Source organism: Janthinobacterium rivuli (genome assembly GCF_009208735.1).
Classification (GTDB): domain Bacteria; phylum Pseudomonadota; class Gammaproteobacteria; order Burkholderiales; family Burkholderiaceae_D; genus Janthinobacterium.
In genome coordinates this window covers 63,199-89,307 of record NZ_WFLJ01000011.1, presented here as the reverse complement: position 1 = coordinate 89,307, position 26,109 = coordinate 63,199, and the positions used below count along the sequence as shown (strand labels likewise).

Genomic DNA, 26,109 nt, shown 5'->3' with positions numbered 1-26,109 from the left:
AAAGAGCACCGCTTCCTGCCTGCCATGGGGTCTCCCGCGCGCGACGCTACGGCAGTGTAGCGCAGCGCGGGCAATGCTCCAAGCGCACGGCTGAAATGCTGCGCCGCAACACGTCTGGCATGGCGCAATACCCGATATAGCGAAAATGCATATCTGCGGTTATCCACAATTGAGCGGGCCTGGCAATGGGCGGATGATCGCAGCATCAACCCGCAAGAGGAGACCACTCGTGAAAAAACCATTCTATAAAATCCTGTACGTCCAGGTGCTGTTCGCCATCGTGGCCGGCGTGCTGCTGGGGGTGTTCTACCCCTCGAACGCCGTCGACATGAAACCGCTGGGCGACGGCTTTATCAAACTGATCAAGATGATCATCGCCCCGGTGATCTTCTGTACCGTGGTCTCCGGCATCGCCGGCATGCAGGACGTCAAGAAGATCGGCCGGGTCGGCGGCAAGGCCCTGCTGTACTTCGAAGTGGTGTCCACCTTCGCGCTGGCCATCGGCTTGCTGGTTGCTAACATCCTCAAACCGGGTGCCGGCTTCAACGCCGATCCGGCCCACCTGGACGCCAAGTCGATCGCGCAATACACGCACGCCGAAGGCATGAGCACCGTCGACTTCGTGATGAACATCATCCCGAAGACCTTCGTCGACGCCTTCGCCAAGGGCGACATCCTGCAAGTGCTGTTGATCGCCATCCTGTTCGGCTTTTCGCTGTCGTTGCTGGGCGAACGCGGCCGTCCCGTCACCAAGCTGATCGACGAGCTGTCGCATGCCATCTTCGGCATGGTCAACATCATCATGAAAGTCGCTCCGATCGGCGCGTTCGGCGCGATGGCCTTTACCATCGGTAAGTACGGCCTGGCTTCGCTGATCCCGCTGGCGAAACTGATGGGTTCGTTCTACCTGACCTGCTTCCTGTTCGTCTTCGTCGTGCTGGGCCTGATCGCCAAGTACACGGGCTTCTCCATCGGCCGCTTCTTGCTGTACATCAAGGAAGAACTGCTGATCGTGCTCGGTACCAGCTCGTCGGAATCGGCGCTGCCGGCCCTGATGAAGAAACTCGAGCGCCTGGGCTGCTCGAAACCGGTGGTCGGCCTGGTCGTGCCGACCGGCTACTCGTTCAACCTGGATGGCACCAATATCTACATGACCATGGCCGCCCTGTTCGTGGCGCAAGCCACCAACACGGAACTGACCATCTGGCAAGAGCTCACCATCCTGGGCGTGGCGATGCTGACCTCGAAAGGCGCCTCCGGCATCACGGGCGCCGGCTTCATCACCCTGGCCGCCACCCTGGCCGTGGTGCCGACCATCCCCGTGGCCGGCATGGCGCTGATCCTGGGCATCGACCGCTTCATGAGCGAATGCCGCGCGCTGACCAATTTTGTGGGCAATGGCGTGGCCACCATCGTCGTATCGAAATGGGAAAAAGAACTGGACATGGACAAGCTGCATAGCGAGCTGGCCCATCCCACCCACCCGACCGACGACGCCTATGTCGCACAGGGCGTGAATATCGTCAAGTAAGCGAGACTTCATCCTGAAAAGCCCCGCGGAGCGATCCGCGGGGCTTTTTGCATGGCGCGCGAGTTTGATCGCATCATCAACAAACAGTAAATCATGCATCAATATTTATCATGATGCTCAATGAATGAAAAACCATTACAGTACTGTCATCTGTTCGCCGCCAGGCTCGCGCATAATGACATTGCGTTAATGCAAGCCTGACACCGAACCATCCACCTTTTGAATGGAGCACCTCATGTCCCTCTCGCCCGCCTTTTACGCCACCTGGAACCCACGCCTGCTGGGCCTGCTTCGCATCATTCTCGGCTTTCTCTTCCTGCAACACGGCACGGCAAAACTGTTCGGCGCGCCCCACGTGGCCATGTTCGACGGCTTGCAACTGTTGTCCGTGATGGGCGCGGCCGGCGTCATCGAACTGGTCGGCGGCACCTTGCTGCTGGTGGGCCTGTTCACTCGCCCCGTCGCCTTCATCCTGTCGGGCCAGATGGCGGCCGCCTATTTCATGGCGCACGCGCCAGGCGGCTTCCTGCCCATCCTGAACGGCGGCGAAATGGCCGTGATGTACTGCTTCACCTTCCTGTACTTCGCGGCAGCGGGCGCCGGCGCCTACAGCCTGGACGGCTTGCGCGGCAAGGCGGGCGCATAAAAAAAGGGCGGACATCGCTGTCCGCCCTGCTTCCCTGCGACGCTCCGCGTGGCTTACACGGCGGAGACGTCCAGTTCCGCGCCCGTGGCTGCCTGCACCTGTTCCTTGGTTACGCCCGGCGCCAGTTCCACCAGTTTCAGGCCGTTTTCCGTCACGTCGATGACGCCCAGGTCGCTGATGATGACGTCGACCACGCCCACGCCCGTCAGCGGCAAGTCGCATTGTTTCAGCAGCTTGTGCGACGTCGTGCCATCCTTGGCCGTGGCCACGTGTTCCATCAGCACGACGACGCGCTTGACGCCGGCGACGAGGTCCATCGCGCCGCCCATGCCCTTGACCATCTTGCCCGGAATCATCCAGTTCGCCAGGTCGCCCTTTTCCGACACTTGCATGGCGCCCAGGATGGCCAGGTTGATCTTGCCGCCGCGGATCATGCCGAAGGAATCGGCCGAGCTGAAGTAGGCGGCGCCCGGCAAGGCCGTCACTGTCTGCTTGCCCGCGTTGATCAGGTCGGCATCGACCTCATCGTCCGTGGGGAACGGGCCGATGCCCAGCAAGCCATTTTCCGACTGCAGGAATACCTCGATGTTCTCCGGCACATAGTTCGCCACCAGGGTCGGCAAGCCGATGCCCAGGTTCACATAAAAGCCATCCTGCAATTCTTTCGCCGCGCGTGCGGCCATCTCATCACGTGTCCAAGCCATCATAATCTCCGTCTTCTTTTTTATGCTTCGGTGCGCACGGTGCGCTGCTCGATGCGTTTTTCCGGGTGCGCGTTGACCACGATGCGGTGCACGAAGATGCTCGGCGTGTGGACTTGGTCCGGGTCGATCTCGCCCACTTCGACGAGTTTTTCCACTTCGACGATGGTGATCTTGCCGGCCATGGCCACGTTCGGGTTGAAATTGCGCGCCGTCTTGCGGTAAACCAAATTGCCTGCGCGGTCGGCCATGTAGGCTTTCACCAGAGACACATCGGCCACGAGGCTGCGCTCCATCACGTATTGCTCGCCGTCGAATTCGCGCAGTTCCTTGCCGTCGGCGACGATGGTGCCCACGCCCGTCTTGGTGAAGAAGGCGGGAATGCCGGCGCCGCCGGCGCGCAGCTTCTCGGCCAGGGTGCCTTGCGGCGTGAATTCCAGTTCCAGTTCGCCGGCCAGGTACTGGCGCGCGAATTCCTTGTTTTCGCCCACATAGGAGGCGATCATTTTCTTGATCTGGCGCGTGGTCAGCAACTGGCCCAGGCCGAAACCGTCGACGCCGGCATTATTCGAAATGGCCGTCAGGCCCGTCACGCCCGAATCGCGCAAGGCGCCGATCAGGGCTTCGGGTATGCCGCACAGGCCGAAGCCGCCAACGGCGATGGTCTGGCCATCTTGGACGATACCGGCCAGCGCCGAGGCGGCGTCAGGATAAACTTTATTCATGGGTGTCCCTCTATCTTTTGTTAAGCTTTGGTCTTGAGTCCATGACTCAGGCAGCGACTCAGCATAAAATACGCGAGTGGAAAGTACAATACCGTAGAACTACCGGCGCCGTGCCGGCCATCCCCCTGTGAGAGTGATACGTATCAGATGAACGCCGCGTCAGCCATCGATTATGAAAGTATCTTCCTGCACGCGCCCGTGGGCATGTGCATGTCGGAAAACCGCATCATGCGCAGTTGCAACGAAGCGCTGGCGGCCATGTTCGGCTATGCGCGCGCCCAGCTGGACGACCAGTCGTTCGAAGTACTCTACCCCACGCACGACGAATTCCTGCGCACGGGTGACCGCATCATCCCCATCATGAACGCCAAGGGCCGCTATTCGGACGAGCGCATCATGCGCCGCAGTAATGGTGAATTGTTCTGGTGCCACGTCACGGGCCACGCCATGCTGCCGAACAATCCGCTGGGAGCGGGCATCTGGACGTTCGAGGACGTCAGCGAGAAACGTCCCGTGACGGCGGAACTGACGCCGCGCGAGCGCGAGATCGCCGCCCTGCTGGTGGAAGGCAAGACCAGCAAGGTCATCGCCCGCCAGATCGACCTCAGCCCCCGCACGGTGGAAATGCACCGCGCCAAGCTGATGCGCAAGTTCGCCGCATCGACCTCCTCCGAGCTGGTGCACAAGCTGGTGGGACTGCAGCTGCAGCGCTAGCCGCAGCCCGCGCCGCCGCTCAGGCGTTGCGTGGCAGCACGTCCTTGCCCAGCAGGTGAAATACCAGCATGGTATTTTCCACGTGGTAGAGCGGCACGTCGCGGGCCAGCTCTTCCAGGTACTGCGTCAGTTCCGGAAATTGCGGATTGCCATAGTCATGCCAGATGATGCATGCAGGTGAGTCCGCCAGCATCTGGAACGCGTTTTCCGTATCCTTGCGGACATACGACAGCTCGTGGTTCGCGTCGACGAAGATGTACTGGAAGCGCTGCGCATAGGCCTGCGCATCGAGCGTCATGGAGTCTTGCAGCAACTGCTTGACTAGGTCCTTGCGAGCGCACGCCACATATTTACGTACGAAGCCCAGCGCTTCCTGCGCCAGGGCCTTGTCCGAACCCTGGAACGTCACGGCGTCCAGTTCCGGCAAGTCCAAGGTATAGATGCGTTCGCCTTGAACCGTGCTGGCGGGCAGGTTTTCCAGCAACAACCGCGTCGTATAACCCTTGTAGGTGCCGAATTCAAACAGGTAGTCGGGTTGCACGCAACGCAACAATTTCAACAGCACCACGGATTCAAGCGTACTCAGCGAACCGGCGCCCTGCGCCGGCGGCATGAAGAACTTGATTTCTTCCTGCTCCTCATAGCCATCGGCAATGCCCAGCAACTGGTAGGGACGGATGTGCACGAGGCCGCGGCTGGCCTGGCTGGAGGTGGAATCGGGTGTTCCCTGGCTGCTCTGTGTCATTGGATGCTCCGGCATTATTCTATAAAGGTAAGGTGGTCTGTGGCAGGCGCTGCCTGTGCACTACTCTGCTGCGGCCTTGCGCAAGCCCAGTTCTTTTTCGTATTTGATATTCTTCAATACGCGGGAGTTGGCGAAATAGCGTATGCAGTTGAGCGGCGAGTAAAAGAAATCCGTCTGCCATTCACCGCTCAGCAGCTCCTTGCCTGTGGGGTCGTCGGCAGGCTGCATGATCATGTCCGCCAGTATGCGGTTGACGCCATTGCGGTTGGGTCCGGATTCATGCCAGGTGGCACTGTTCATGATGACGAAGTCGCCCGGGTGCAAGGCCGGCGTGACCTTCGGCCAGCGGATGTCGAAGCTGTCCGGATTGATCTCGCCCGCATCGCCAAGAAAGCCCATTTGATGCGAGCCGGCATAAAAACTCATGCCGCCGTTGTTTTCATCGGCCACGCTCAGCGGCACAAACAGGCTGCATTTGTTCAAGTTGCCCAGATGATAGCAGGCATCCTGGTGCAGGAAGACCTTGCCCGGGCTATACGCATCCTTGATCACGAAACGGTGATTGTAGAGCGCGATATGCTCGCCGAAGACCTGCCTGAGCGTTTCGATGAAGACGGGTTCGCGGTACATGCTGGCCAGCTTGCCCGGCAGCGCTTCCGTCAGCGAAACGGGATTGGCTTGATTCACATCACGTCCACTGCTCAGGCTTGCCGCATAAAAGGCATCCCATTCCGCCTGCCACTCCTGCATGAGGGTGGGAGCGATGGCGTTGCGCACGATGAAAAAGCCCGTCCGCGCGTAAATCGCGGGGTCAAAGCGCTCGGACGAAACGAATTCCAGCGCCCGCTCCACCGCCTGCAATGCTCTTGTCGTCATGTCAGCCTCAGATATAGCGGAAACTCAGCTCGTGGTCCTGGCTATTTTTCTGTTTATTGCATTTCGCCAACACGTTATAGCGGATCGGAAACAATTCGCGGCCCGGCGATTCCAGGCTCTCGATTTCCACGATGTCGAAATCGCGCAACAGGGCGTTCCAGCCATGTTCGGTGATGCGCCAGCAGTCGGGGCTGGGGCCGTGGATGCGCCAGTTCAGCGGCGCGGAAATCAGCAGATAGCCGCCCTCCTTCAGGATGCGGCGGATTTCCTTCACGGCATCGAACGGGTTAAGCGTATGCTCGAGCACCTCCATGCACACCACGCAGTCGTAGGCGCTATCGGGAATGAACTTGTTGAGTTTGGTGATGTCGCCTACGAGCGTGGGCTTATAGGTATCGACGACGTCGAAGGTATCGACGTGAAAATTGGCAAAGCATTCGCGCACGAGGGAACGGTCTTGCGGCCCCACTTCCAGCAACTTGCCGGACTGCGTCGCCAGCATGGCGGCGGTGCGCCGGATGAAGGCGGCCAGGTGATCGCGGGCCAGAGAAAACGTCTCGTTATCAAATTGCGAGGGAGTGGCCATGACGAAATCTCGGTAACGGTTTATGAACGGCAAAGAATATCTGCCACCCACAAGAGACAAGGTTTGCCAGAATTCCGCACCAAAATGGTCGTGAGCAGTCCCGTCCCGCCAGCCCAAGGCCGGCAAACGGACAGTCTGTCACCAGCGGCCATCATAGCCGCTCTGTTGCGTTAAGGCAATGTCGTCGCGGCGCCACGCGGCTTAGAACGTGCTCATGCCGCCGTCGGCGGAAATGATGGCGCCATTGATGAAGTGCGAATCCTCGCCCGCCAGCAACAGCAGCAAGCCATCGAGGTCTTCCGGCTTGCCCGGGCGCTTGTTCGGCAGCATCTCGATCAATTTCTTGCCTTGCTCGGTGGCAAAGTAATCCTCGTTGATCTCGGTGGAAATGTAGCCGGGGCAGATGGCGTTGGTGTTGATGCCATACTTGCCCCACTCCACGGCCATGGCGCGCGTCATGTGCACCATGCCTGCCTTGCTCATGCAATACACGCCGATCTGCGGCAGCACCTGCAAGCCCGCCATCGAGGCGATATTGATGATGCGGTGCTGTTTCTTCGGGTCGCCCTTGGCGCGCGCGATCATGCGCTTGGCCGTTTGCTGCGCCACGAAGAACGATCCGCGCAGGTTGGTGTCCATCACGAACGAGTAATCTTCGGGCGTGACGTCGACCAGGCGTTGCGTGGTGGAGACACCTGAATTGTTGACGAGGATATCGATGGGCCCCGCTTCCGTTTCCGCATGCGCGATGGCCGACTTGATGCTGGCGAAGTCGGTCACGTCGAGCGACACCACGTGCGCGGCACCGCCATCGGCTTCGATTTCGGCGCGCAATTCCTTCAGGCGTTCGGTGCGGCGCGACGCCAGCACGACCTGGGCGCCGGCCTGGGCCAGCACTTTCGCAAAGCGCGCGCCGAGTCCGCTCGATGCGCCGGTAATCAGGGCAATCTTGCCCTCGAAATTGACTTCTATGCCCACGAGCTACTCCTGTTTTATTTTAGACAACACTTTACGCCGTGCCTATGGCAATCGGGCACATTCCCCCCCGCAGCGCACTCGAGCAAAAGTAAACGCCATCATTACACAAAATGGCCGGATTTAGATTGCGGCGAGGGGCAATGTCACGCAAAATGGCGCCAAAGTTGCAATCCTCGTCAAAAACAAGCACACTCGTGCTTAAATTTCCCCCGATGATGCTTTATTCCCTATCCTTGCTACCTAATTGAGTGACTATAAATCGAGACCATGACACAGCCTAATAACTTAGTTGAACAGTACGGACCGCGCGAGACCATGGAGTATGACGTGGTGATCGTCGGCGGCGGCCCCGCAGGCTTGGCCGCGGCGATCCGCCTGAAGCAGCTGGCCGCTGAAAAGAGCCAGGAAGTGTCCGTCTGCGTGCTGGAAAAAGGCGGCGAACTGGGCGCGCATATCCTGTCGGGCGCCATCATGGACCCGAAAGCGCTGACCGAACTGATTCCGAACTGGAAAGAACTGGGCGCGCCCCTGAACACGGAAGTGACGGAAGACCGCATCCTGTTCCTGACCGAAACGAAAGCGTATAAAACGCCAGGCTTCGCCGTGCCGGCCTGCTTTGAAAACCACGGCAACTACATCGTCTCCCTGGGCAATGTGGTGCGCTGGATGGGCCAGCAGGCGGAAAATCTGGGCGTGGAAATCTTCCCGGGCTTCCCTGCCGCGGAAATCCTCTACAACGATGACGGTTCCGTGAAAGGCGTGGCGACCGGCAACATGGGCGTCAAGCGCGACGGCGAGCCGGGCCCCGACTTCCAGCTGGGCATGGAATTGCACGCCAAGTACACCCTGTTCGCCGAAGGCGCGCGCGGCCACCTGGGCAAGCAATTGATGGCCAAGTATGACTTGAACGCCGGCAAGGACCCGCAATCGTACGGCATCGGCATCAAGGAATTGTGGGAAATCGACCCGGCCCAGCACAAGCCGGGCCTGGTGATCCACTCGAGCGGCTGGCCGCTCGACACGAAAACCTACGGCGGCTCCTTCCTGTACCACCTGGAAAACAACCAGGTCATGGTGGGCTATGTGGTGGGCCTGAACTACGAAAACCCCTACCTGTCGCCATACGAGGAATTCCAGCGCTATAAGACGCATCCGGAAATCCGCAAGTTCTTCGAAGGCGGCAAGCGCATCTCGTACGGCGCGCGGGCGATCGCGGCCGGCGGCCTGCAATCATTGCCGAAACTGGTGTTTGCCGGCGGCGCCCTGATCGGCTGCGATGCGGGCTTCCTGAACATGAGCCGCATCAAGGGCAGCCACGCGGCCATCAAGAGCGGCATGCTGGCGGCGGACGCGGCCTTCGGCGCGCTGGGCGAGCAGCGCCAGCACGACGAACTGACGAGCTACCCTGTCGCCTTCGAACAATCGTGGCTGCATGAAGAGCTCCACGTGGCGCGCAACGTCAAACCATGGCTGTCGAAAGGTTTGTATCTGGGCAGCCTGATGACGGGGATCGACCAGCTGATCTTCCGCGGCAAGGCGCCGTGGACCCTGCACCACTCGCATGGCGACCATGAATGCCTGAAACCGGCGGCCCAGTCGAAAAAGATCGTGTATCCGAAACCCGATGGCAAGCTGACTTTCGACAAGATGTCGTCCGTGTTCATCTCGAACACGAACCACGCGGAAGACCAGCCGATCCACCTGACGTTGAAGAACGCCAGCGTGCCCGTCGACGTCAACCTGGCCACGTACGCGGGTCCGGAAGCGCGTTACTGTCCCGCCGGCGTGTACGAGTTCGTGAAGAACGACGACGGCGCCGAACGCCTGCAGATCAATGCACAGAACTGCGTGCACTGTAAAACCTGCGACATCAAGGACCCGACGCAGAACATCGTCTGGATCACGCCGGAGGGCGGCGGCGGACCCAACTACCCGAACATGTAAGCGCCCGCCGGCGCCGCTGGCGGGTTCGCGCCCGCCAGCGCATGCAAGGACAGCGCGGCACCTTCGGGTGGCCGCGCTTTTTTATTTTTAGGACAAGCTTTCCTGCCGCTGTGGCCTGCGGGGAACAGCTGGAATTGCTCAATGATGCTCTAGAGCAAAATTCCGTAGGGAAATTTTCTATTCATCTCTGCCAGCAGTTACAATTGCCGCTGGTACATTTTCCCTCCCTCCCATGAACGCTGACGCCACCTCCGAACCGCAACTCGACACTCAACTGGAGCTGGCACTGAGGGAGCACCAGGCTGGCCGCCTGGAGCAGGCGGAAGACCTGTATGTCGCCATCCTGCAGACTCAGCCCTACCATGCCATCGCCAACCACAACATGGGCCTGCTCGCCGGCCAGGTGGGGCAATTCCAGGCGGGACTGCCGTTCCTGCGCAAGGCCCTGTCCGTCAATCCGGACGAAGGCCAGTTCTGGCTGTCGCTGGCCGACGGCTTGCTGAAGGCGGGCGAGCGCGACGAAGCGCTCGACATCATCGACACGGCCATCGGACGCGGGCTCGACAACGCACAGTCGCAGGCACTGCGCGCGCGCATCGCCGAGGCGATCGCCGCCGCACCCACGGCCGAAGAATGCCAGCAGCTCATCGCGCTGTACCAGGCCGGCCGCTACGCCGACCTCGAACAGGGCGCCCATGCGCTGATCGCGCGCTATCCGACCTCCGACTTTGCCTGGAGCGTGCTGGGCACGGCCCTGCAAGTGCAGGGCAAGGACGCGCTCGACGCCTTGCAAACGACGGCACTGCTGACGCCGTATGACGCGGAAGCCCATTGCAACCTGGCCAATGCCTGGCAGGCGCGCGGAGAATTCGAGCAAGCCGTGCAGGCGTATCGGCAAGCGCTGCAGTTCAACCCCGCCTTTGCCGAGGCGCACAGCAACCTGGGCGGTGCCCTGCAGGCGCTCGGTGCGCTGGACGAGGCCGAGCAAGCCTACCTGCAGGCGATCGCCCTGCGGCCCGACTATGGCATGGCGCACTTTAACCTGGGCAATACGCGCAAGGCGCGTGGCGACCTCGACGGTGCCGTCGGCGCCTACAACGCCGCCCTGGCAAGCATGCCCGGCGACGCAGAAGTGCTCTGCAACCTGGGCAATGCCCTGCAGGCGCTGGAGCGCAATGAGGAAGCGGCCGACAGCTATCGCCGCGCGCTGGCGCTCGAACCCCGGCTGGTGATGGCGCACAGCAACCTCGGCGCCGCGCTACAGAATCTGGAGCAGTACGCGCAGTCGGAAGAGAGCTACCGCACGGCCTTGTCGCTGGCGCCGCGCCATGCGGACCTGTGGAATGGCCTGGGCAACAGCCTGCAGTCGCAGCAGCGGCTCGACGACGCCGCCGATGCCTATCGTCAGGCGCTGGCAGTGCAGCCCGACTATTCCCAGGCCCACTCCAACCTGGGCGGTGTACTGGTGAGCCTGGGCAAATTCGATGCGGCGATCGCCAGCTATCGGCTGGCCCTGGCGCTCCAGCCGGACAGCGCCGATGCGCACACCCAGCTGGGCCTGGGCCTGCAATCGGTCGGCGAACTCGACGAAGCGCTGGCTCTGCACCAGCGTGCGGTACAACTGGCGCCAGACAAGCTGCAGGCACATACCTGCCTCGGACATTGCCTCAAGCAAATGCGCCGCTTTGAGGAAGCGCAAGTCGCTTACCGGCAAGCGCTCACCCTGGCGCCCGATGTCGCCAACCTGCACAATGACCTGGCCATCGCCGCGCAGGACGCCGGCGATTATCCCGAGGCGATCCGCATCTATCAGCACGCGCTGGAACTGGACCCGCGCTCATCGCTGATCCATTGCAATCTGAGCGTGGCGTTCGAGGATAGCGGCCAGTCGGAACAGGCACTGGAGTATCTGCAGCGCGCGCGCGACATCGCGCCCGATTCCAGCCGCGTTCACTTTACGATGGGAAATTGCCTGCGCTCGCTGAAGCGCTACGACGAAGCGCTGGCCAGCTATGCGCGCTCGCTGGAAATCCAGGACGACTTCATCGGTTCCCACCTGAATACATGCGCGACCTACAGCGAGATGGGCCGCACCGACGACGCCGTCCAGGCATGCCGCACGGCTCTGGAAAGGTATCCGCAGTACGATGAGGTCTACAGCAACATGCTGTTCGGCCTGTCGCACATGCATGCCGACGACCCTGCCGCCATGGTGGCCGACCATTTCGGCTTCGGCGAGCGCTACGAAACGCCGCTGCGCGCCGAATGGCAGCCGCACGCGAACGAGCGCGACCCGCAGCGCCAGTTGAAGATCGGCCTGGTCTCGGGCGACTTCTGCAACCATGCCGTGGCGCATTTCATTACGCCACTGCTCGAGGAACTGGTGGCGATGCCGCAGTTTTCGCTGTATGCGTACTACAACAATAGCCGCGTCGATAATGTCACCATGCGCATCGCGCAACTGCTGCCCAACTGGCTGCCAGTAACCCACTTGAGCCAGGAAAAGCTGGCCGAGCGCATCCGCGCCGACGGTATCGACATCCTGATCGACCTGTCCGGGCACACGGCCAAGAATTGCCTGCTGGCGTTTGCCCGCAAGCCTGCCCCCATCCAGATGAGCTGGATAGGCTATCCGCTCACGACGGGCCTGCAGTCCATGGATTACTACCTGAGCGACCGTTTTTTCTCGCCGCCCGAGGAATTCGCCAGCCATTTCAGTGAAAAACTGATCTTCCTGCCGACCATCGCGCCCTTCCTGCCATCCGAAAATGCGGACGGCATCCTGCCGGCGCCCGTGCTGACGAATAAATACCTGACCTTCGGCAGCTTCAACCGCCCCAACAAGCTGAATCGCCAGACCATCGCGCGCTGGGCCAAGGTCTTGCGCGCCATCCCGGACGCGAAAATGCTGCTGGCGGCCATGCCCGAGGCGGGACCGCACCCCGTGCTCACGGCCTGGTTCGCCGACGAAGGCATCGCCGCCGAGCGGCTGATCTTCGAACCGCGCGCCAACATGGCCAACTTCCTGGCCATGCATCACCGCGTCGACATCTGCCTCGACACGGCGCCGTACGGCGGCGGCACCACCACCTTCCACGGCTTGTGGATGGGCGTACCCACCCTCACCATCGCCGGGCCGACGGCGCCCAGCCGCGCCGGCACGTCCATCCTGCGCCACGTGCAGCTCGACGAATTCATCGCCCGCGACGACGAGGAATTCGTGAGCAAAGCGCAATACATGGCGGCCAATCCCATGCTGCTGGGCGCCTACCGCTTCAGCACGCGCCACCGCCTGGCACAAACGGCGCTGGGCCGGCCGCAGCTGATTGCGGAAGGCGTGGCCAACAGCCTGCGCCTGGCTTGGCAGCGCTGGTGCGACGACTTGCCGCCAGTCAGCTTCGATGCGCCGATCGGCGGCGCGCTGCATGAGGATCCAGCGGCATGAGCGGCAACAAACCCGTCTACGTGACGCAGCCCCTGCTGCCGGACTTGCAGGATTTCCTGCCGTACCTGGAGTCGATCTGGGAAAACAAGATACTCACCAACGGCGGCCCCTTCCACCAGCAACTGGAACAGGCGCTGTGCGAGTACCTGGGCGTCAAGCATATCTGCCTGTTTACCAATGGCACGCTGGCATTGATGACAGCCTTGCAAGCCCTGCGCATCAAGGGCGAGGTCATCACGACACCGTATTCCTTCGTGGCCACGGCCCATTCGCTGCTGTGGAATGACATCAAGCCCGTCTTTGCCGACATCGATGCGCGCACGCTGAACCTCGATCCGGCACGCATCGAGGCGGCCATCACGCCGCACACGACGGCCATCATGCCCGTGCACTGCTATGGCCAGCCCTGCGATGTCGAGGCGATCCAGAAGATAGCCGACAATTATGATCTCAAAGTCATCTATGACGCCGCCCATGCCTTCGGCGTGCGCCACCAGGGCACCAGCGTGCTGAACTATGGCGACCTGTCCGTGATCAGCTTTCACGCGACGAAGATCTTCAACACCTTCGAAGGCGGCGCCATCGTCTGCCCGGACGCCAAGACCAAGCAGCGCATCGACCATCTGAAAAATTTCGGCTTTGTCGACGAAGTCACGGTCGTCGCCGCCGGCATCAATGGCAAGATGAGCGAAATCAATGCCGCCTTCGGCCTGCTGCAGCTGAAGGGCATCGACCGGGCGCGGGAGCAGCGGCGCAGCATCGACGCCCACTACCGCCAGCGCCTGGACGGCATCTCTGGCATCACCTGCCTGGAAGCGACCGATGCCGAAGCTTCCAATCACGCCTACTTTCCCATCCTCGTCGGACCCGAGTATCCGCTGGCACGCGACGCCCTGTTCCAGCGGCTGCGCGATCACGAAATCTACGCGCGGCGCTATTTCTACCCACTCATCAGCGATTTCCCCATGTACCGCGGCATGCCGTCCGCCGTGCACGCCAATCTGCCGGTCGCGCGCCTGGCCGCTTCCCAGGTGATCTGCCTGCCGATCTACCCGGCCCTCGAGCTGTCGAGCGTGGACGCGATCACCGCCCTGATCGCCGGGCCGGCCTGAACGCCCCGCCCTTCCCTATTGACCCAGACCGAACGGCCACCGCATGTCCTACTACGCCCACCTTACCGCGATCGCCTACCACCTGCCGCAGGCGATCCTGACGAATGCCGCGCTGGAACAGGAGTTCATCGACTGGCCGGCGCAAAAAATCCTCGACAAGACGGGCATTGCGCAACGGCATATCGCCGCAGAACATGAAACGGCCAGCGACCTGGCCTTCCATGCCGCGGAAAAATTGTTCGCCACGCATGACATCGCGCGCGGCGACATCGATTTCCTGATCCTGTGCACGCAGGCGCCCGACTACCTGCTGCCCAGCAGCGCCTGCGTGCTGCAGCAGCGGCTTGGCTTGCCGACCTCCTGCGGCGCGCTCGACATCAACCTCGGCTGTTCCGGCTACGTCTACGCTCTGGCCATGGCCAAGGGCCTGATCGAGAGCGGCATCCGCAAGAAAGTGCTGCTGCTGACGGCAGACACCTATTCCAAGTACATCAACGCACGCGACCGCAGCGTACGCACGCTGTTCGGCGACGGCGCCGCCGCCAGCGTGATCGCCGGCGGCGCGCCCGAACTGGCGCTGGGGCCTTTCGTCCTGGGCACGGATGGCAGCGGCGCGAACAACCTGATCGTGCCGGCCGGCGGCATGCGCACGGCCCGCAGCGCGGCCACCGCCATGCCCATCGAAGATGCGTCCGGCAACTGGCGCAGCCAGGACGACCTGTTCATGGATGGCGCGCAGATCGTCCAGTTCACCTTGGGCGCCGTGCCGCGTACAATGCAGGAGCTGCTGGACACGGCCGGCAAGACCCTCGATGACATCGATCACGTGATCTTCCATCAGGCAAACAAATTCATGCTTGACGCCTTGCGCCGCAAAATACGCATTCCGGAAGACAAATTTGTGATTGAAATCGATACTGTCGGCAATACCGTCTCCTCGACCATTCCCATCGCCATCGCCCGCGCGCGCGCCTCGGGACGCATCGTGCCGGGTGACACGGCCCTGCTGCTGGGCTTTGGCGTCGGCTATTCCTGGGCCGGCACGCTGGCGCGCCTGTAGGCGTCCGCGCGTCTGCGTACTGAACTTCTCTGAAAGGAAACACAATGCAAGAATTTTTCAACGGCATGGCCGACATCCTGGAAATCGACGCCGACAAAGTCGTGCCGGCCCTGAAACTGGGCGATTACGCCTGGGATTCGCTGGCCATCATTTCCACCATCGCCCTGGCCGATGAGCTGTTCGATCAGATGCTCGAAGGCCAGGCCCTGGCCAATTGCGAGACCCTGGCCGACGTGCTGGCATTGATCGCAGTCAAGGTCTGACCATGTCCAGCCAGCGCCTGGAATCGGGACTGCCCTTCAGCACCGCCCATCTGGCCATGCGCGGCGTGGTGTGCGCGCTGCCGCGCACGCAAGTCCACAATGCCGATCTGGCCGAGCGCTTCGGCGCCGAGGCGGTGGCCGACGTGAGCAAGATGATCGGCGTGCAGTCGCGCCGCCGCGCCGCCGATGGCCAAACGACGGCCGACCTGTGCCAGGCGGCCGCGCAAACCCTGCTCGACGACCTGGGCTGGGAACGCGACAGCATCGACGCCCTGATCTTCATCTCGCAAACTCCCGATTACGTGCTGCCGGCCACGGCCTGCGCCCTGCATGGAAGGATGGGACTGCACAAGGCCTGCGCCGCCTTCGACATCAACCTCGGCTGCTCGGCCTACGCGTATGGCCTGTGGCTGGCGGCGAAGATGCTCGACGGCCTATCCATGTGCCGCATCCTGCTGCTGGTGGGCGACACCATCAGCAAGACGGTCGATGAGACCGACCGCGCCACCGCGCTGCTGTTTGGCGACGCCGGCACGGCCACGGCGCTGGAATTCGATGCGGCAGCGGCGCCCGCCCATTTCATCGTCGGCAGCGACGGCGGCGGCGAACGGCACCTGATGATGGCCGCCAGCGCCTGCCGGCCCTACGCCGGCGACGATGCGCGCCTGGCGCAGCGCGATCCCGCCAAGCTGTACATGGACGGCGGCGAAATCTTCAATTTCACGCTGAAGAGCATTCCGCCGCTGGTGGCGGACCTGCTACGCCTGGCAAACCGCACGAGCGACGAAATCGATGCCTTCCTGTTTCATCAGGCAAATACCTTCATGCTCAAGCACATTATCAAAAAAACCAAATTGCCAGCCGGGCGCGCACCGATCAACATGGACCGCTATGGCAACACGTCCAGCGCCTCCATCCCCCTGCTGATCGCCGACAGCCTGGGGGCGGCGGCACAGGGCCAGACCATCGCCATGTTCGGCTTTGGCGTCGGCTACTCCTGGTCGGCGGCCGTGCTGGGCCTGCAATCGCTGACCGTCAACCGCCTTATCGAAGTCTGAACCATGATCTTTCAACCCGACATGCTGGCCGGCCAGCGCATTCTCGTCACCGGTGCCTCGTCCGGCATCGGCCGCGACACGGCCCTGCTGCTGGCGCGCTGCGGCGCGCAACTGCTGATCAGCGGACGCGACCTGGCTCGCCTGGAGCAAACCCTGCAGGCCCTCGAGGGCAGCGGCCACCGGGCCGAAGTGCTCGAACTCGACGGCGGCGACCACATCGTCGACTTCCTCAGACAAGCCACGCTTGAGGCGCCACTGAGCGGCATCTTCCATGCGGCCGGCATCGAGTTATTGCGCCCGGTCAAATTATCCAAGGCCCAGCAGTTTGATGACGTCTTCGCCTCCAGCGTCAAGACGGCGCTGGCGCTGGCGCGCGGCGCCGCCCTGCGCGGCGTGCTCAGCGATGGTGCGGCCCTGCTCTTCATGTCGTCCGTGGCGGGCCAGAGCGGCCAGTCCGGCATGAGCGTGTATTCGGCGGCCAAGGCCGCCATCGACGGCCTGGTGCGCGCCCTCGCCGTGGAACTGGCGCCGCGCGGCATACGCGTCAACAGCATTGCCGCCGGCGCCGTCGAAACGGAAATGCACGCGCGCCTGAGCCGCGGCTTGCCGGACGAGGCCATGCGCGCCTACGCGGAGCGCCATCCGCTCGGCTTCGGCCGCAGCAGCGACATCGCGCAGACGGCGGCCTTTTTGCTGTCGCCGGCGGCGCGCTGGGTCAGCGGCGCCACCTGGGCCGTCGACGGCGGCTACCTGGCCCGTTAGGAGTATTCATGCAAACCATCCTCATCGTCGGCGCCGGACGCTTCGCCCGAGAATTGCTGTGCTGGCTGGAAGACAGCCTCGACCCGGCCACGGCCCGCATCGGCGGCTTGCTCGACGACACGCTGCCACCCGCGTCCATGCTCGACGCCGACTACCCGTACCCCGTGCTGGGCAGCATCCGCGACTACCGGCCGGCGGCCGGCGAGGCGCTGCTGCTGGCCATCGGCGCACCGAAGGCCCGCCTGGAAGTGGCGCTGGCGCTGGCCGCGCGCGGTGCCCGTTTCCATACGCTGATCCATCCCAGCGCCGTGGTCGCGCGCACGGCCCGCATCGGCCGGGGCGCCGTCGTCTGCCCGTTCGCCCTCGTCTCGGCGGGCAGCGAGCTGGGCGACTATGTCACCATCAACAGCTACGCCAGCGTTGGCCATGACGCGGTGCTGGAACAGGGCTGCACGCTCAGCTCGCACGTCGACATCACGGGCGGCGTGCATCTGGGCCAGGCCGTCATGGTCGGCTCGGGCGCATCCATCCTGCCACGCGTGAGCGTCGGCGCCGGCGCCACGGTCGGCGCCGGCGCCGTCGTCATGCGCCGCGTGGCCGCCGGCGCCACCGTTTACACTCCACCGGCAAAGACATTATGACCACCACCTCCGAGACGCGCCAGCTGCGCGACCAGTTCTGGCACCTGCTGTGCCACCGCAGCGAACTGCCGGTCAGCGGCGACTATCTGAAACTCGACTGGCTGGGCGAGGAAGTGGTCGTCTACAACGACCAAGGCGAGCTGATCGCCTTCGACAATCTGTGTCCGCACCGCGGCACGCGTTTCTTCACCGAAAAACGCGGCAATGCGCCGCTGGCCTGTCCCTACCATGGCTGGGCCTACCGTGCCGGCGCCATGCACATCCCCTGCCGCGAGCGCTACGCGCCGGCCGAGCTGGACAATGCCCGCCTGCAGGTGCTGCAGCTGGACTGGTGCGCCGATTTCCTGTTCGCCTCGCCACAGCCGCGCATGCCGCTCGAAGCGCAGCTGGGCGAGACCCAGGCCACCTTGGAAAACATATCCTTCAACGTCGCCGGCCTGGGTGATGTCAACGCCTATGACTATGAGTGCGACTGGCGCGTTGCGCTGGAGAATGCGCTCGAACCGCTGCACGTGCCGTTCGTGCACCCGGAATCGCTGGCGCAACTGCAACTGGACGACGGCGAAAACCGTTTCACGGACTGGACGTCGACCTGGGAAGCGGGCCTGGGCAACGCCGGCATGGCCAGGAAACTGCGCTCCGTCAAACGCCTGTTCCAGCTCGACAGCCAGTTCGAGGGCTACCAGAGCCTGTACCTGTTCCCGTTTACCATGCTCTCGTCGACGTTTTCGTATTCGTATTCGCTCCAGCATTTCTTTCCGTCAACGCAAGCGCAGCGCACGCATTTCTCCAGCCGCCTGCTCATGGCCGCAACCACGCCCGCCGCCAGCGCTACGCTGCAGGGCTTTTTCGAATCGAGCGGGCAGATGAATCGCCAGGTATTCGAGGAAGACCACGCCATCTGCAAACGCATCGCCGTCCAGGCGGCCGACAGCGCGCGCTTCAAGATCCTTTCCAGCGACGAGGCAAAGATCGCGCATTTCCGGGCCTGCCTCGTGGCGGCAAGACAGTCTTAGGGGGCTAGCGGCGGCCTCGCCGGCCGATGTGAAACTTTTTTAAAAAGAATTTTAAAAAATTTCCACAAAGCATTTAATAAGCTTATGCGGATGGTCGTCTTGTACTTGGGAGAGCACAAAGAACCGTTGCTCCGGACTGAACCCACCAAACCAGGAGTTACACCATGCTGAGCCTTCACACTAACAACGCTGCACTGTCCGCACAAAATTCGATCACCCGCACCCAAAACCAACTGTCGACCTCGATGACGCGCCTGAGCACCGGCTTCCGCATCAACTCGGCAATGGATGACGCAGCTGGCTTGCAAATCGCAACCCGCCTGAAAGCACAAACCAGCGGCATGACCGTTGCAATGTCGAACACCCAGAACAGCACCTCGATGCTGCAAACGGCTGAAGGCGCGTTTGACGAAGTCACCAACATGCTGATCCGCATGAAGGATCTGGCAACCCAGGCAGCCGATGCTTCGTCGGGCGCCAAAGACAAGGTCGCCATGCAATCGGAATACGATGCACTGGGCCTGGAACTGTCGAACGTGATGAAAAACACCACCTTCGGCGGCAACAAGCTGCTGGTTGGCGGCACGCTGGCCTCGTCGATGACGTTCCAGATCGGCGCAAGCCAAAGCGAAACGATGGCATTTGACGTTTCCGCCAAAATGACCAGCCTGGTGGCATCGCTGACGTCGGCTACCGCCAACTACGCCGCGACTGCAGGCGGCTCCGAGCTGACCGGCGCGGCTAACGCCACCATCGCTCTGCTGGAAACGGCAATCGGCGACGTCGGCACCGTTCGCTCGGCACTGGGTGCTGCTGCAAACCGTCTGGACCACGTCAACACCAACTTGTCCAACATCGCCACCAACACCAAAGCCGCTACCGGCCGCATCATGGACGTCGACTTCGCTACCGAAAGCTCGAACATGACGTCGTCGCAAATGCTGCTGCAAGCTGGCACCGCAATGTTGAAACAAAGCAACAGCATGTCCTCGATGGTCATGTCCCTGCTGCAATAATATGTCCCTGCCTGGCCGCTCGCGGTCAGTCGCTGAAAACCAGGCCTTGGCCTGGTTTTTTTTCGTCCGCAATATCTTGCCTTTGCACGCAAGAGTAACTATTTGCTGGCAATCTTTAACGATGCGCCACGCATGGTCGCCTGTTTGATGGACAACCCCACCCAACAGCCGTCATCCACAGGAATCGCCGAGTGCTCAGTCTTCATACGAATATCGCAGCACTGGCCGCACAAAATGCCGCAGCACGCGCGCAATCGCGGCTGTCGACCTCGATGACGCGGCTCTCCACCGGCTTTCGCATCAATTCGGCCATGGATGACGCCGCCGGCCTGCAAATCGCCACGCGGCTGCGGGCACAGGCGAGCGGCATGGCCGTCGCCATGCGCAACACGCAAAACAGCACCTCGATGCTGCAGACGGCTGAAGGCGCGTTCGACGAAGTGACCACCATGCTGATCCGCATGAAGGACCTGGCCACGCAGGCCGCCGATGCATCGTCGGGCGCCAAGGACAAGGTCGCCATGCAGGCCGAATACGACGCCCTGGGCCTGGAACTGGCCAACGTCATGAAAAACACCAGCTATGGCGGCAACAAACTGCTGGCCGGCGGTACGCTGGCGTCGTCGATGACATTCCAGATCGGCGCCAGCCAGAGCGAAACGATGGTGTTCGACGTCTCGGGCAAGATGGCCGGCGTGCTGGCCTCGCTCGGCGCGGCCAGCGCCAACTTCGGCGCACCCGCCACCGGCAACGAGTTGACGGGCAACGCGAATGCCAGCATCGCCCTGCTGGAAGCGGCCATCGACGATGTGGGCGGCGTGCGTTCGGCCCTGGGCGCCGCCGGCAACCGCCTGGACCACGTGCACACCAACCTGTCGAACATGGACACCAACACCAGGGCCGCCATCGGCCGCATCATGGATGTCGACTACGCTGCCGAAAGCGCGAACATGACGTCGGCGCAAATGTTGCTGCAAGCGAGCACGGCCATGCTCAAGCAAAGCCAGAGCATGCACAAAATGATACTCTCCCTGTTGCAGCCATGACGGCGGGCTTTTTGATGGAACCAGATCTGGACATAGTGGCATGGCGATAGACCGCATTTCATCGGGCAACCCGGTTCCCCTGATTACCCAGCGCTTCGACGTCAGCCCCGCGACGCCGATGGTACCGGGCGTGGTGCAGCCGCTGGTGCCCATCGGCCCCTACATGGCGCCCGCGCCGGACGCCGGCACCCTGCCCGCCCAGCTGCAACAGCAGGGGCAGGACAGCCTGGCGTCCCTCATCAAGCCCAATGCCGACGGCACGGGTGGCGCCATGCCGCGCGACAGCAGCGCCATGCAGGTCAATCAGCTGTTCTTCACGCGCCAGCTGGTCTGGCAGCCGCCCGACGCGGCGCAGCTGGCCGCCTCGTGGCGCGTGATGGTCAAGACGTATGGCGAGCAATATGCGGCCCTGCAGGAACAGGCGCGCGGCCAGCACGTGCCGGGCAACCTGTTCATGGCCGAGCAGCAACCGGCCCTGCTGCGCGAAGGCGCCCGCCCGCCGTTGACGGTCGACAGCGAAGCGTGGCGCTTCGCCGTGTATGGCTGGGGCGGCCAGCGCCTGCTGCTGCGCGTCTTGGCCAGCGACGAGGAAGACGAGGCCACGCCCCGGCGGCGCGGCAAGGTGGCGCTGCGTGTCGAGCTGATCATCATCGGCATCGGCCGAGTCGTGATCCAGATGGAACCGGCCGGTGACGGCGTGCTGCTGGAACTGGCCGCCGACGAGGAAGCCGCGTTGCGCCATGTGCGCCTGGCCCTGCCAGAGATCGCCGCCGCCGTGCGGCGCGCCGGCCTGCGCGTGGTGCGCTGCCGCCTGAACCGCCAGCTGCACGCGCAGCGCGTGCACGGCAATTACCCGATGCAGGCGGGCGCCGCCTCGCTGTCGCTGGCCCTGTTCCGCGCCATGGCCGAAGTGGCGCTGCTGCTGACGCAGCCGGAAGCGGAAGCGGCGGCCGATCCCGACGCACCCGCGCCCCCCGCGGACGCGGCCGAAGAGGAAACCGTCGTCACCTCGAAGGAAGTGGCGGCGCCGCTCGGTTACGACTATGGCGACGAAGAAGCCACGGCGCAAGGCCGCACCGTGCTGCTGCTGGCCGACGGCCAGGAGCACGACCTGCTGCCGCCCATCGACGAGCAGGATTGATACAACAGGACTAATACAACAGGATTGAGGCAACAAAAAAAAACGGCGCCCGCGGCGCCGTTTTTCTTTTTAGTCCACCGCTTACCCCACCGTGCCGATGATGCTCACTTCGCGGTTTTCCGGGATTTCGTTGTATGACAGCACGTGCAGGCCCGGCGCGAACAGGCGCGCATAGCGGGCCAGCAACGGACGGATCTGCGGCAGCACCAGCAGCAGCGGCGGCGTGGCCTGCTGCTTCATCTGCTCGCGCGCCACCGGCATGTTCACCTGCAGCTGCGACAGCAGGTGCGGGTCGATCGGGTAATTATCCAGGGTCACCTTGCCCGCCTGGCGCGCCTGGTTCAGCGAACCGAGCAGCATGTTTTCCAGCTCGCCACCCAGGTTGAATGCCTGCATCTCCATCTTCTGGCCAAACAGGCCGCTGACGATCTGGCGCCGCAGCGCACAGCGCACTTCGGCCGCCAGCAGGATCGGGTCCTTGGTCGTTTCCGAGCTGTCGAGCAAGGTGGTGGCGATGGGCACGATATCCTTAAGCGATACATTTTCCGCCAACAAGACACGGAACACGCGCAGCATCTGCGTGTGCGTCAGCGCCTTGTCCAGCGCGCCGGCCAGCTTCGGCGACAGGGCCGTCAGGCGCTCCATCAGGTTCGAGACGTCTTCGTGGCGAAACAGCTCCGGCAGGTATTCGCGCACCATTTTCGACAAGTGCGTGGCGATCACGCTGGGCGCCTCGATGACCTGGTAGCCGAGACCCAGCGCATGCGCCTTCTCGCTTGGCTCGATCCACGTGACGGGCATGCCGTAGGCCGGTTCGATGCCGGGAATGCCGTCCAACTGGCCATACACGTTCGGCGACGGGATCGCCATCAGCCGGTCGGCCTGCACCTCCGCCTGCGCCACCACGGTGCCCGACAGCACGATCGCGTACTGCGACGGCTTCAGAGCCAGGTCGTCGCGCACGCCGATATTCGGCAGCAGCAAGCCCATCGCCTCGGACAGGCTCTGGCGCACGCCCTTGACGCGCTTGGTCAAAGGTTCACCCTGGGTTTTGTCCACCATGCCGACCAGCTTGTAGCCGAGCATCACCATCAGCGGCTGCACGGCGGGCAGTTGCTGCCATTCCAGCTCGGCCGGGCGTTCGTCGCGCAAGGCCGCCTCGATGGCCGCCATGCCGGCCGCGTCGGGCCCTTTCACGCGCTTGGTCAGGCGCCAGGCCACGAAGGCCAGCACGGCCGCAAAGGTCATGAACATGAACCACGGCATGCCCGGAATCAAGGCCAGCGCCACCATCATGCCGGCCGCGCTGTAGATCACCGTTGGCGAGGTCAGCACCTGGCCTGCCACCTGCTGTTCGAAGTCGCCCGAATCGCTGATGCGGGTGACCAGGATGGCGGCCGCGGCCGACAGCAGCAGCGCCGGAATCTGCGCCACCAGGCCATCACCGATGGTCAGCAACGCATACTGGCGGAAGGCGTCGCCGAACGACAGGTCGTGCATCAGCGAGCCGATGGCCACGCCGCCGACCATATTGATGATCAGGATCAGGATACTGGCGACGGCATCGCCGCGCACGAACTTCGAGGCGCCATCCATGGCGCCGTAGAAATCCGCTTCGGCGGCCACGTCCTTGCGGCGGATCTGGGCTTTTTCCTGGTTGATCAGGCCGGCATTCAGGTCGGCGTCGATCGCCATCTGCTTGCCCGGCAAGGCATCGAGGGTAAAGCGCGCGGACACTTCGGAAATACGCTCGGCGCCCTTGGTGACGACGGCGAAGTTGATGATCATCAAGATCACGAAGACGACGATACCGACGACGAAGTTACCACCAATCACGACGTTACCAAACGCCTCGATCACCTTACCGGCCGCGTCCGCGCCCGTATGGCCGTGCAGCAGCACCACGCGCGTCGACGCCACGTTGAGGGTCAGCCTGAGCATGGTGGTGGCCAGGATCACCGTCGGGAAGACGGAGAAATCGAGCGGCCGCTTGGCCGAGACGCTGACGAGAATGACGATCAGTGCCAGCACGATATTGAAAGTGAACAAGATATCGAGCAGCACCGGCGGCAGCGGCAGGATGATCATTGCCAGGATCACCAGCAGGAACAACGGCGTGGCGAACTTGTGGCGGCGCATTTCAGCAACCACGCGGTTCAGGAAATTCATGAAGGTACTACCTCGCTCAAATGAGATGGCACGACCACCTCGGTGGGAAATGGGGGCTGGGCGGCACGCTGCCCAGTACGGAATGCTTTCAGCTGGAGTATGTAGTTGAGCACCTGCGACACGGCCTGGTACAGCTGCACGGGAATCTGCTGCTGTACCTGGCTGGTGTTGTAGATGGCGCGCGCCAGCGGCGGCAACTCCAGCGTTTCAATATCGTGTTCCTTCGCCACTTGGCGGATATACAGCGCCATCTCGTCGACACCCTTGGCGACGACGAACGGCGCCTCGGCGCGGTCCTGGTCATATTTGAGCGCGACGGCGTAATGCTCGGGATTGACGATCACCACGTCGGCGTCCGGCACGGTCTTGCGCACGCTGCGCCGGCCGATTTGCTGCTGCAGCTGGCGGATGCGCTGGCGCACTTCGGGGCGGCCTTCGCTGCTCTTGTGCTCTTCCTTGACATCCTGCTTGCTCATGCGCTGGTTGCGGGCAAAGAAAAACGCCTGCGCCGGCACGTCGATGATGGCAAACAGGACGAAGACGGAAATGAGCGCCATCAGGCCGTCGAGCATCAGCGCCGAGCCATCGAGCATGGCTTGCTGCAGCGGGCGGTGTTGCAAGTCCACGTATTGCGTCAGGCTGGAGCGGCTCACATGCACGAGCACCATGCCCAGCACGGCGGCCTTGGCGATGGACAAGCCGAATTCAAAGCCATGCTTGGGCGCGAACAGACGGCCGAGGTTCTTCGCCGGGCTCAGGCGCTCCATCTTCGGCATCCAGTTCTTCGTGCTGATGACCCAGCCGCCAGGAATCAGGGAGCCGAGCACGACGAACAGGGGCACGCAGAACAGCGGCACGATCATCTTGATCAGCAAGCCCACCGAGGTGGTAAACGCCATCGACATGGCATTTTCCAGCGCGCCCTTGCTGTCGAGCGGCATGAAGGCCATGGCGAACAGCTCGCGGAAACTCACCAGATAACCGGGCAGCAGGTAAATGAAGACCTTCATGCTGATCAGGATGCCCAGCGCCGTCGACAGGTCGCGCGAACGCACCACCTGTCCTTCCTGGCGCGACTTCTTCAGCTTTTGCTGTGACGCCTTTTCTGTCTTGTCGTCCGTGCTGCTATCCGCCATGGGCCACCCGCATTTGTTCGGCGATCATGTCGAGCACGCGATTCGTCATGGCGACATAGTGTTCCGGGATGAAGCGCACGATCTGTATCAGCATCAAGAGGCCGAACATGGTGATCATGGAAAACCCCAGCGAAAACAGGTTCAGCGACGGCGCCACGCGGTTCAGGAAGCCAAAGCCCAGCTGCACCACCATGGTGGAAAAGACGATGGGCAAGGCCAGCAGCATGGCGGCGGCGAAGATCCACGCCACGTTATACGCCACCGTCTGCAGCAGCATCGGCCCGTAGCCCTGCCCTACGGGCCAGGCCGTGAAACTGGCGCCGATCACGCCCGTCAGCACGAGGTGGCCGTCGATGGCGAAAAACACGATCATGCACATGATGGTCAGCAGCCCCGTGATCACGTCCGACGAGGTGCCATTGAGCGGATCGTTCATGACGGCCATGGAGAAGCCCACCTGGCTCGACACCAGGTAACCGAGCACCGACATGACGGACATGGCGAAGTGGAAGGCCAGGCCGAGGACGAAGCCGATGATGGCCTGCTCCAGGGTGGCGACGGCGGCGTGCAGGGAAAACGGATCGATCTTCAACAAGTCCTGCGAGATGCCCGACGCCTGCATCACGGGCAGCATCAGGATCGCCAGCACCAGCGACAGCAGCACCCGCACGGGAACGGGCACCATGGCGTCGCCGATCACGGGCGAGGCGCTGAGCATGGCCAGGATGCGGCAGAACGGCCACCACACGGCCAGCAGAAACGGCAGCACCTGATTGAATATCTGATCCATGGCGCGCG

Annotated in this window: 24 protein-coding genes; 15 read left to right on the top strand and 9 right to left on the bottom strand. The window is 62.7% G+C overall.

The features are described 5' to 3' along the window. Positions 1 to 193 precede the first annotated feature (193 nt). Together GCN78_RS16255 and GCN78_RS16250 are read left to right on the top strand one after the other, a co-directional pair. Positions 194 to 1,531 carry a dicarboxylate/amino acid:cation symporter gene (locus GCN78_RS16255; protein WP_226939666.1) on the top strand — a complete coding sequence of 446 codons (1,338 nt, stop codon included), beginning with the start codon at positions 194 to 196 and terminating at the stop codon, positions 1,529 to 1,531. 235 nt (positions 1,532 to 1,766) lie between these two features. Beyond that, positions 1,767 to 2,177 carry a DoxX family protein gene (locus GCN78_RS16250; RefSeq protein WP_152252619.1) on the top strand — a complete coding sequence of 137 codons (411 nt, stop codon included), beginning with the start codon at positions 1,767 to 1,769 and terminating at the stop codon, positions 2,175 to 2,177. Positions 2,178 to 2,230: 53 nt separating this feature from the next. Here the strand turns inward: GCN78_RS16250 and GCN78_RS16245 are convergent, their stop codons facing one another. Both GCN78_RS16245 and GCN78_RS16240 read right to left on the bottom strand, forming a co-directional pair. Further along, positions 2,231 to 2,881 (bottom strand): CoA transferase subunit B, encoded by a 651-nt coding sequence (locus GCN78_RS16245; RefSeq protein ID WP_077403229.1) that lies wholly within the window; start codon positions 2,879 to 2,881, stop codon positions 2,231 to 2,233. 20 nt (positions 2,882 to 2,901) lie between these two features. Next, on the bottom strand, positions 2,902 to 3,603 hold the full coding sequence (locus GCN78_RS16240) for a CoA transferase subunit A (RefSeq protein ID WP_071077803.1): 702 nt from the start codon (positions 3,601 to 3,603) through the stop codon (positions 2,902 to 2,904). 147 nt (positions 3,604 to 3,750) lie between these two features. Here GCN78_RS16240 and GCN78_RS16235 point away from each other — a divergent pair, with 147 nt between their 5' ends. Further along, the gene (locus GCN78_RS16235; RefSeq protein ID WP_152252618.1) at positions 3,751 to 4,317 is read left to right on the top strand and encodes a LuxR C-terminal-related transcriptional regulator; all 567 of its coding nucleotides are present in this window, start codon (positions 3,751 to 3,753) and stop codon (positions 4,315 to 4,317) included. 19 nt (positions 4,318 to 4,336) lie between these two features. Here GCN78_RS16235 and GCN78_RS16230 read toward each other — a convergent pair whose 3' ends face one another. From GCN78_RS16230 to GCN78_RS16215, 4 genes are all read right to left on the bottom strand, one after another. Then, a complete protein-coding gene (locus GCN78_RS16230) occupies positions 4,337 to 5,062 on the bottom strand; it encodes a class I SAM-dependent methyltransferase (protein ID WP_193316760.1) in 726 nt (241 codons plus the stop codon). A 60-nt stretch (positions 5,063 to 5,122) separates the two neighbouring features. Beyond that, a complete protein-coding gene (locus GCN78_RS16225; RefSeq protein WP_152252616.1) occupies positions 5,123 to 5,938 on the bottom strand; it encodes a phytanoyl-CoA dioxygenase family protein in 816 nt (271 codons plus the stop codon). Between the two features lie 7 nt (positions 5,939 to 5,945). Next, a complete protein-coding gene (locus tag GCN78_RS16220) occupies positions 5,946 to 6,524 on the bottom strand; it encodes a class I SAM-dependent methyltransferase (protein WP_152252615.1) in 579 nt (192 codons plus the stop codon). A 201-nt stretch (positions 6,525 to 6,725) separates the two neighbouring features. After that, the gene (locus GCN78_RS16215; RefSeq protein WP_034752351.1) at positions 6,726 to 7,502 is read right to left on the bottom strand and encodes an SDR family oxidoreductase; all 777 of its coding nucleotides are present in this window, start codon (positions 7,500 to 7,502) and stop codon (positions 6,726 to 6,728) included. Positions 7,503 to 7,769: 267 nt separating this feature from the next. On the opposite strand from GCN78_RS16215, the gene GCN78_RS16210 reads away from it, so the two are divergent. The 12 genes from GCN78_RS16210 to GCN78_RS16155 all read left to right on the top strand — a co-directional run bounded on the left by GCN78_RS16210 (position 7,770) and on the right by GCN78_RS16155 (position 22,006). Next, complete coding sequence (locus tag GCN78_RS16210) at positions 7,770 to 9,446, top strand: electron transfer flavoprotein-ubiquinone oxidoreductase (RefSeq protein WP_193316759.1); 1,677 nt, start codon at positions 7,770 to 7,772, stop codon at positions 9,444 to 9,446. Between the two features lie 232 nt (positions 9,447 to 9,678). Beyond that, on the top strand, positions 9,679 to 12,891 hold the full coding sequence (locus GCN78_RS16205) for a tetratricopeptide repeat protein (protein ID WP_152252614.1): 3,213 nt from the start codon (positions 9,679 to 9,681) through the stop codon (positions 12,889 to 12,891). Further along, positions 12,888 to 14,003: a DegT/DnrJ/EryC1/StrS aminotransferase family protein gene (locus GCN78_RS16200; RefSeq protein ID WP_152252613.1), complete on the top strand. Its 1,116-nt coding sequence runs from the start codon at positions 12,888 to 12,890 to the stop codon at positions 14,001 to 14,003. Before GCN78_RS16205 ends, GCN78_RS16200 begins: the two co-directional genes overlap by 4 nt. 43 nt (positions 14,004 to 14,046) lie before the next feature. Continuing rightward, positions 14,047 to 15,063 (top strand): ketoacyl-ACP synthase III, encoded by a 1,017-nt coding sequence (locus GCN78_RS16195; RefSeq protein ID WP_152252612.1) that lies wholly within the window; start codon positions 14,047 to 14,049, stop codon positions 15,061 to 15,063. A 44-nt stretch (positions 15,064 to 15,107) separates the two neighbouring features. Continuing rightward, positions 15,108 to 15,326: an acyl carrier protein gene (locus GCN78_RS16190; RefSeq protein ID WP_121669196.1), complete on the top strand. Its 219-nt coding sequence runs from the start codon at positions 15,108 to 15,110 to the stop codon at positions 15,324 to 15,326. Positions 15,327 to 15,328: 2 nt separating this feature from the next. Continuing rightward, positions 15,329 to 16,384 (top strand): ketoacyl-ACP synthase III, encoded by a 1,056-nt coding sequence (locus GCN78_RS16185; RefSeq protein WP_152252611.1) that lies wholly within the window; start codon positions 15,329 to 15,331, stop codon positions 16,382 to 16,384. Between the two features lie 6 nt (positions 16,385 to 16,390). Continuing rightward, positions 16,391 to 17,146, top strand: a complete 756-nt coding sequence (locus tag GCN78_RS16180; protein ID WP_413465215.1) for an SDR family NAD(P)-dependent oxidoreductase — start codon at positions 16,391 to 16,393, stop codon at positions 17,144 to 17,146. A gap of 8 nt (positions 17,147 to 17,154) precedes the next feature. Beyond that, positions 17,155 to 17,787, top strand: coding sequence for a NeuD/PglB/VioB family sugar acetyltransferase (locus GCN78_RS16175; protein WP_152252609.1), 633 nt, complete (start codon positions 17,155 to 17,157; stop codon positions 17,785 to 17,787). Further along, positions 17,784 to 18,803: an aromatic ring-hydroxylating oxygenase subunit alpha gene (locus tag GCN78_RS16170; RefSeq protein ID WP_152252608.1), complete on the top strand. Its 1,020-nt coding sequence runs from the start codon at positions 17,784 to 17,786 to the stop codon at positions 18,801 to 18,803. The genes GCN78_RS16175 and GCN78_RS16170 overlap by 4 nt, the downstream gene beginning before the upstream one ends. A 164-nt stretch (positions 18,804 to 18,967) precedes the next feature. Next, a complete protein-coding gene (locus tag GCN78_RS16165; RefSeq protein WP_152252607.1) occupies positions 18,968 to 19,819 on the top strand; it encodes a flagellin N-terminal helical domain-containing protein in 852 nt (283 codons plus the stop codon). 191 nt (positions 19,820 to 20,010) lie between these two features. Beyond that, positions 20,011 to 20,865, top strand: coding sequence for a flagellin N-terminal helical domain-containing protein (locus tag GCN78_RS16160; RefSeq protein ID WP_152252606.1), 855 nt, complete (start codon positions 20,011 to 20,013; stop codon positions 20,863 to 20,865). A gap of 40 nt (positions 20,866 to 20,905) precedes the next feature. After that, complete coding sequence (locus tag GCN78_RS16155) at positions 20,906 to 22,006, top strand: hypothetical protein (RefSeq protein ID WP_193316758.1); 1,101 nt, start codon at positions 20,906 to 20,908, stop codon at positions 22,004 to 22,006. An 81-nt stretch (positions 22,007 to 22,087) separates the two neighbouring features. Here the strand turns inward: GCN78_RS16155 and GCN78_RS16150 are convergent, their stop codons facing one another. The 3 genes from GCN78_RS16150 to GCN78_RS16140 are packed head-to-tail and all read right to left on the bottom strand — an operon-like array spanning position 22,088 to position 26,101. Then, entirely contained in the window at positions 22,088 to 24,175 is a 2,088-nt protein-coding gene (locus tag GCN78_RS16150) for a flagellar biosynthesis protein FlhA (RefSeq protein ID WP_152252605.1), read from the bottom strand. Then, positions 24,172 to 25,311, bottom strand: coding sequence for a flagellar type III secretion system protein FlhB (flhB, locus tag GCN78_RS16145; RefSeq protein ID WP_152252604.1), 1,140 nt, complete (start codon positions 25,309 to 25,311; stop codon positions 24,172 to 24,174). Before flhB ends, GCN78_RS16150 begins: the two co-directional genes overlap by 4 nt. Further along, positions 25,301 to 26,101 carry a flagellar biosynthetic protein FliR gene (locus GCN78_RS16140; protein WP_152252603.1) on the bottom strand — a complete coding sequence of 267 codons (801 nt, stop codon included), beginning with the start codon at positions 26,099 to 26,101 and terminating at the stop codon, positions 25,301 to 25,303. The genes flhB and GCN78_RS16140 overlap by 11 nt, the downstream gene beginning before the upstream one ends. Positions 26,102 to 26,109 lie beyond the last annotated feature (8 nt).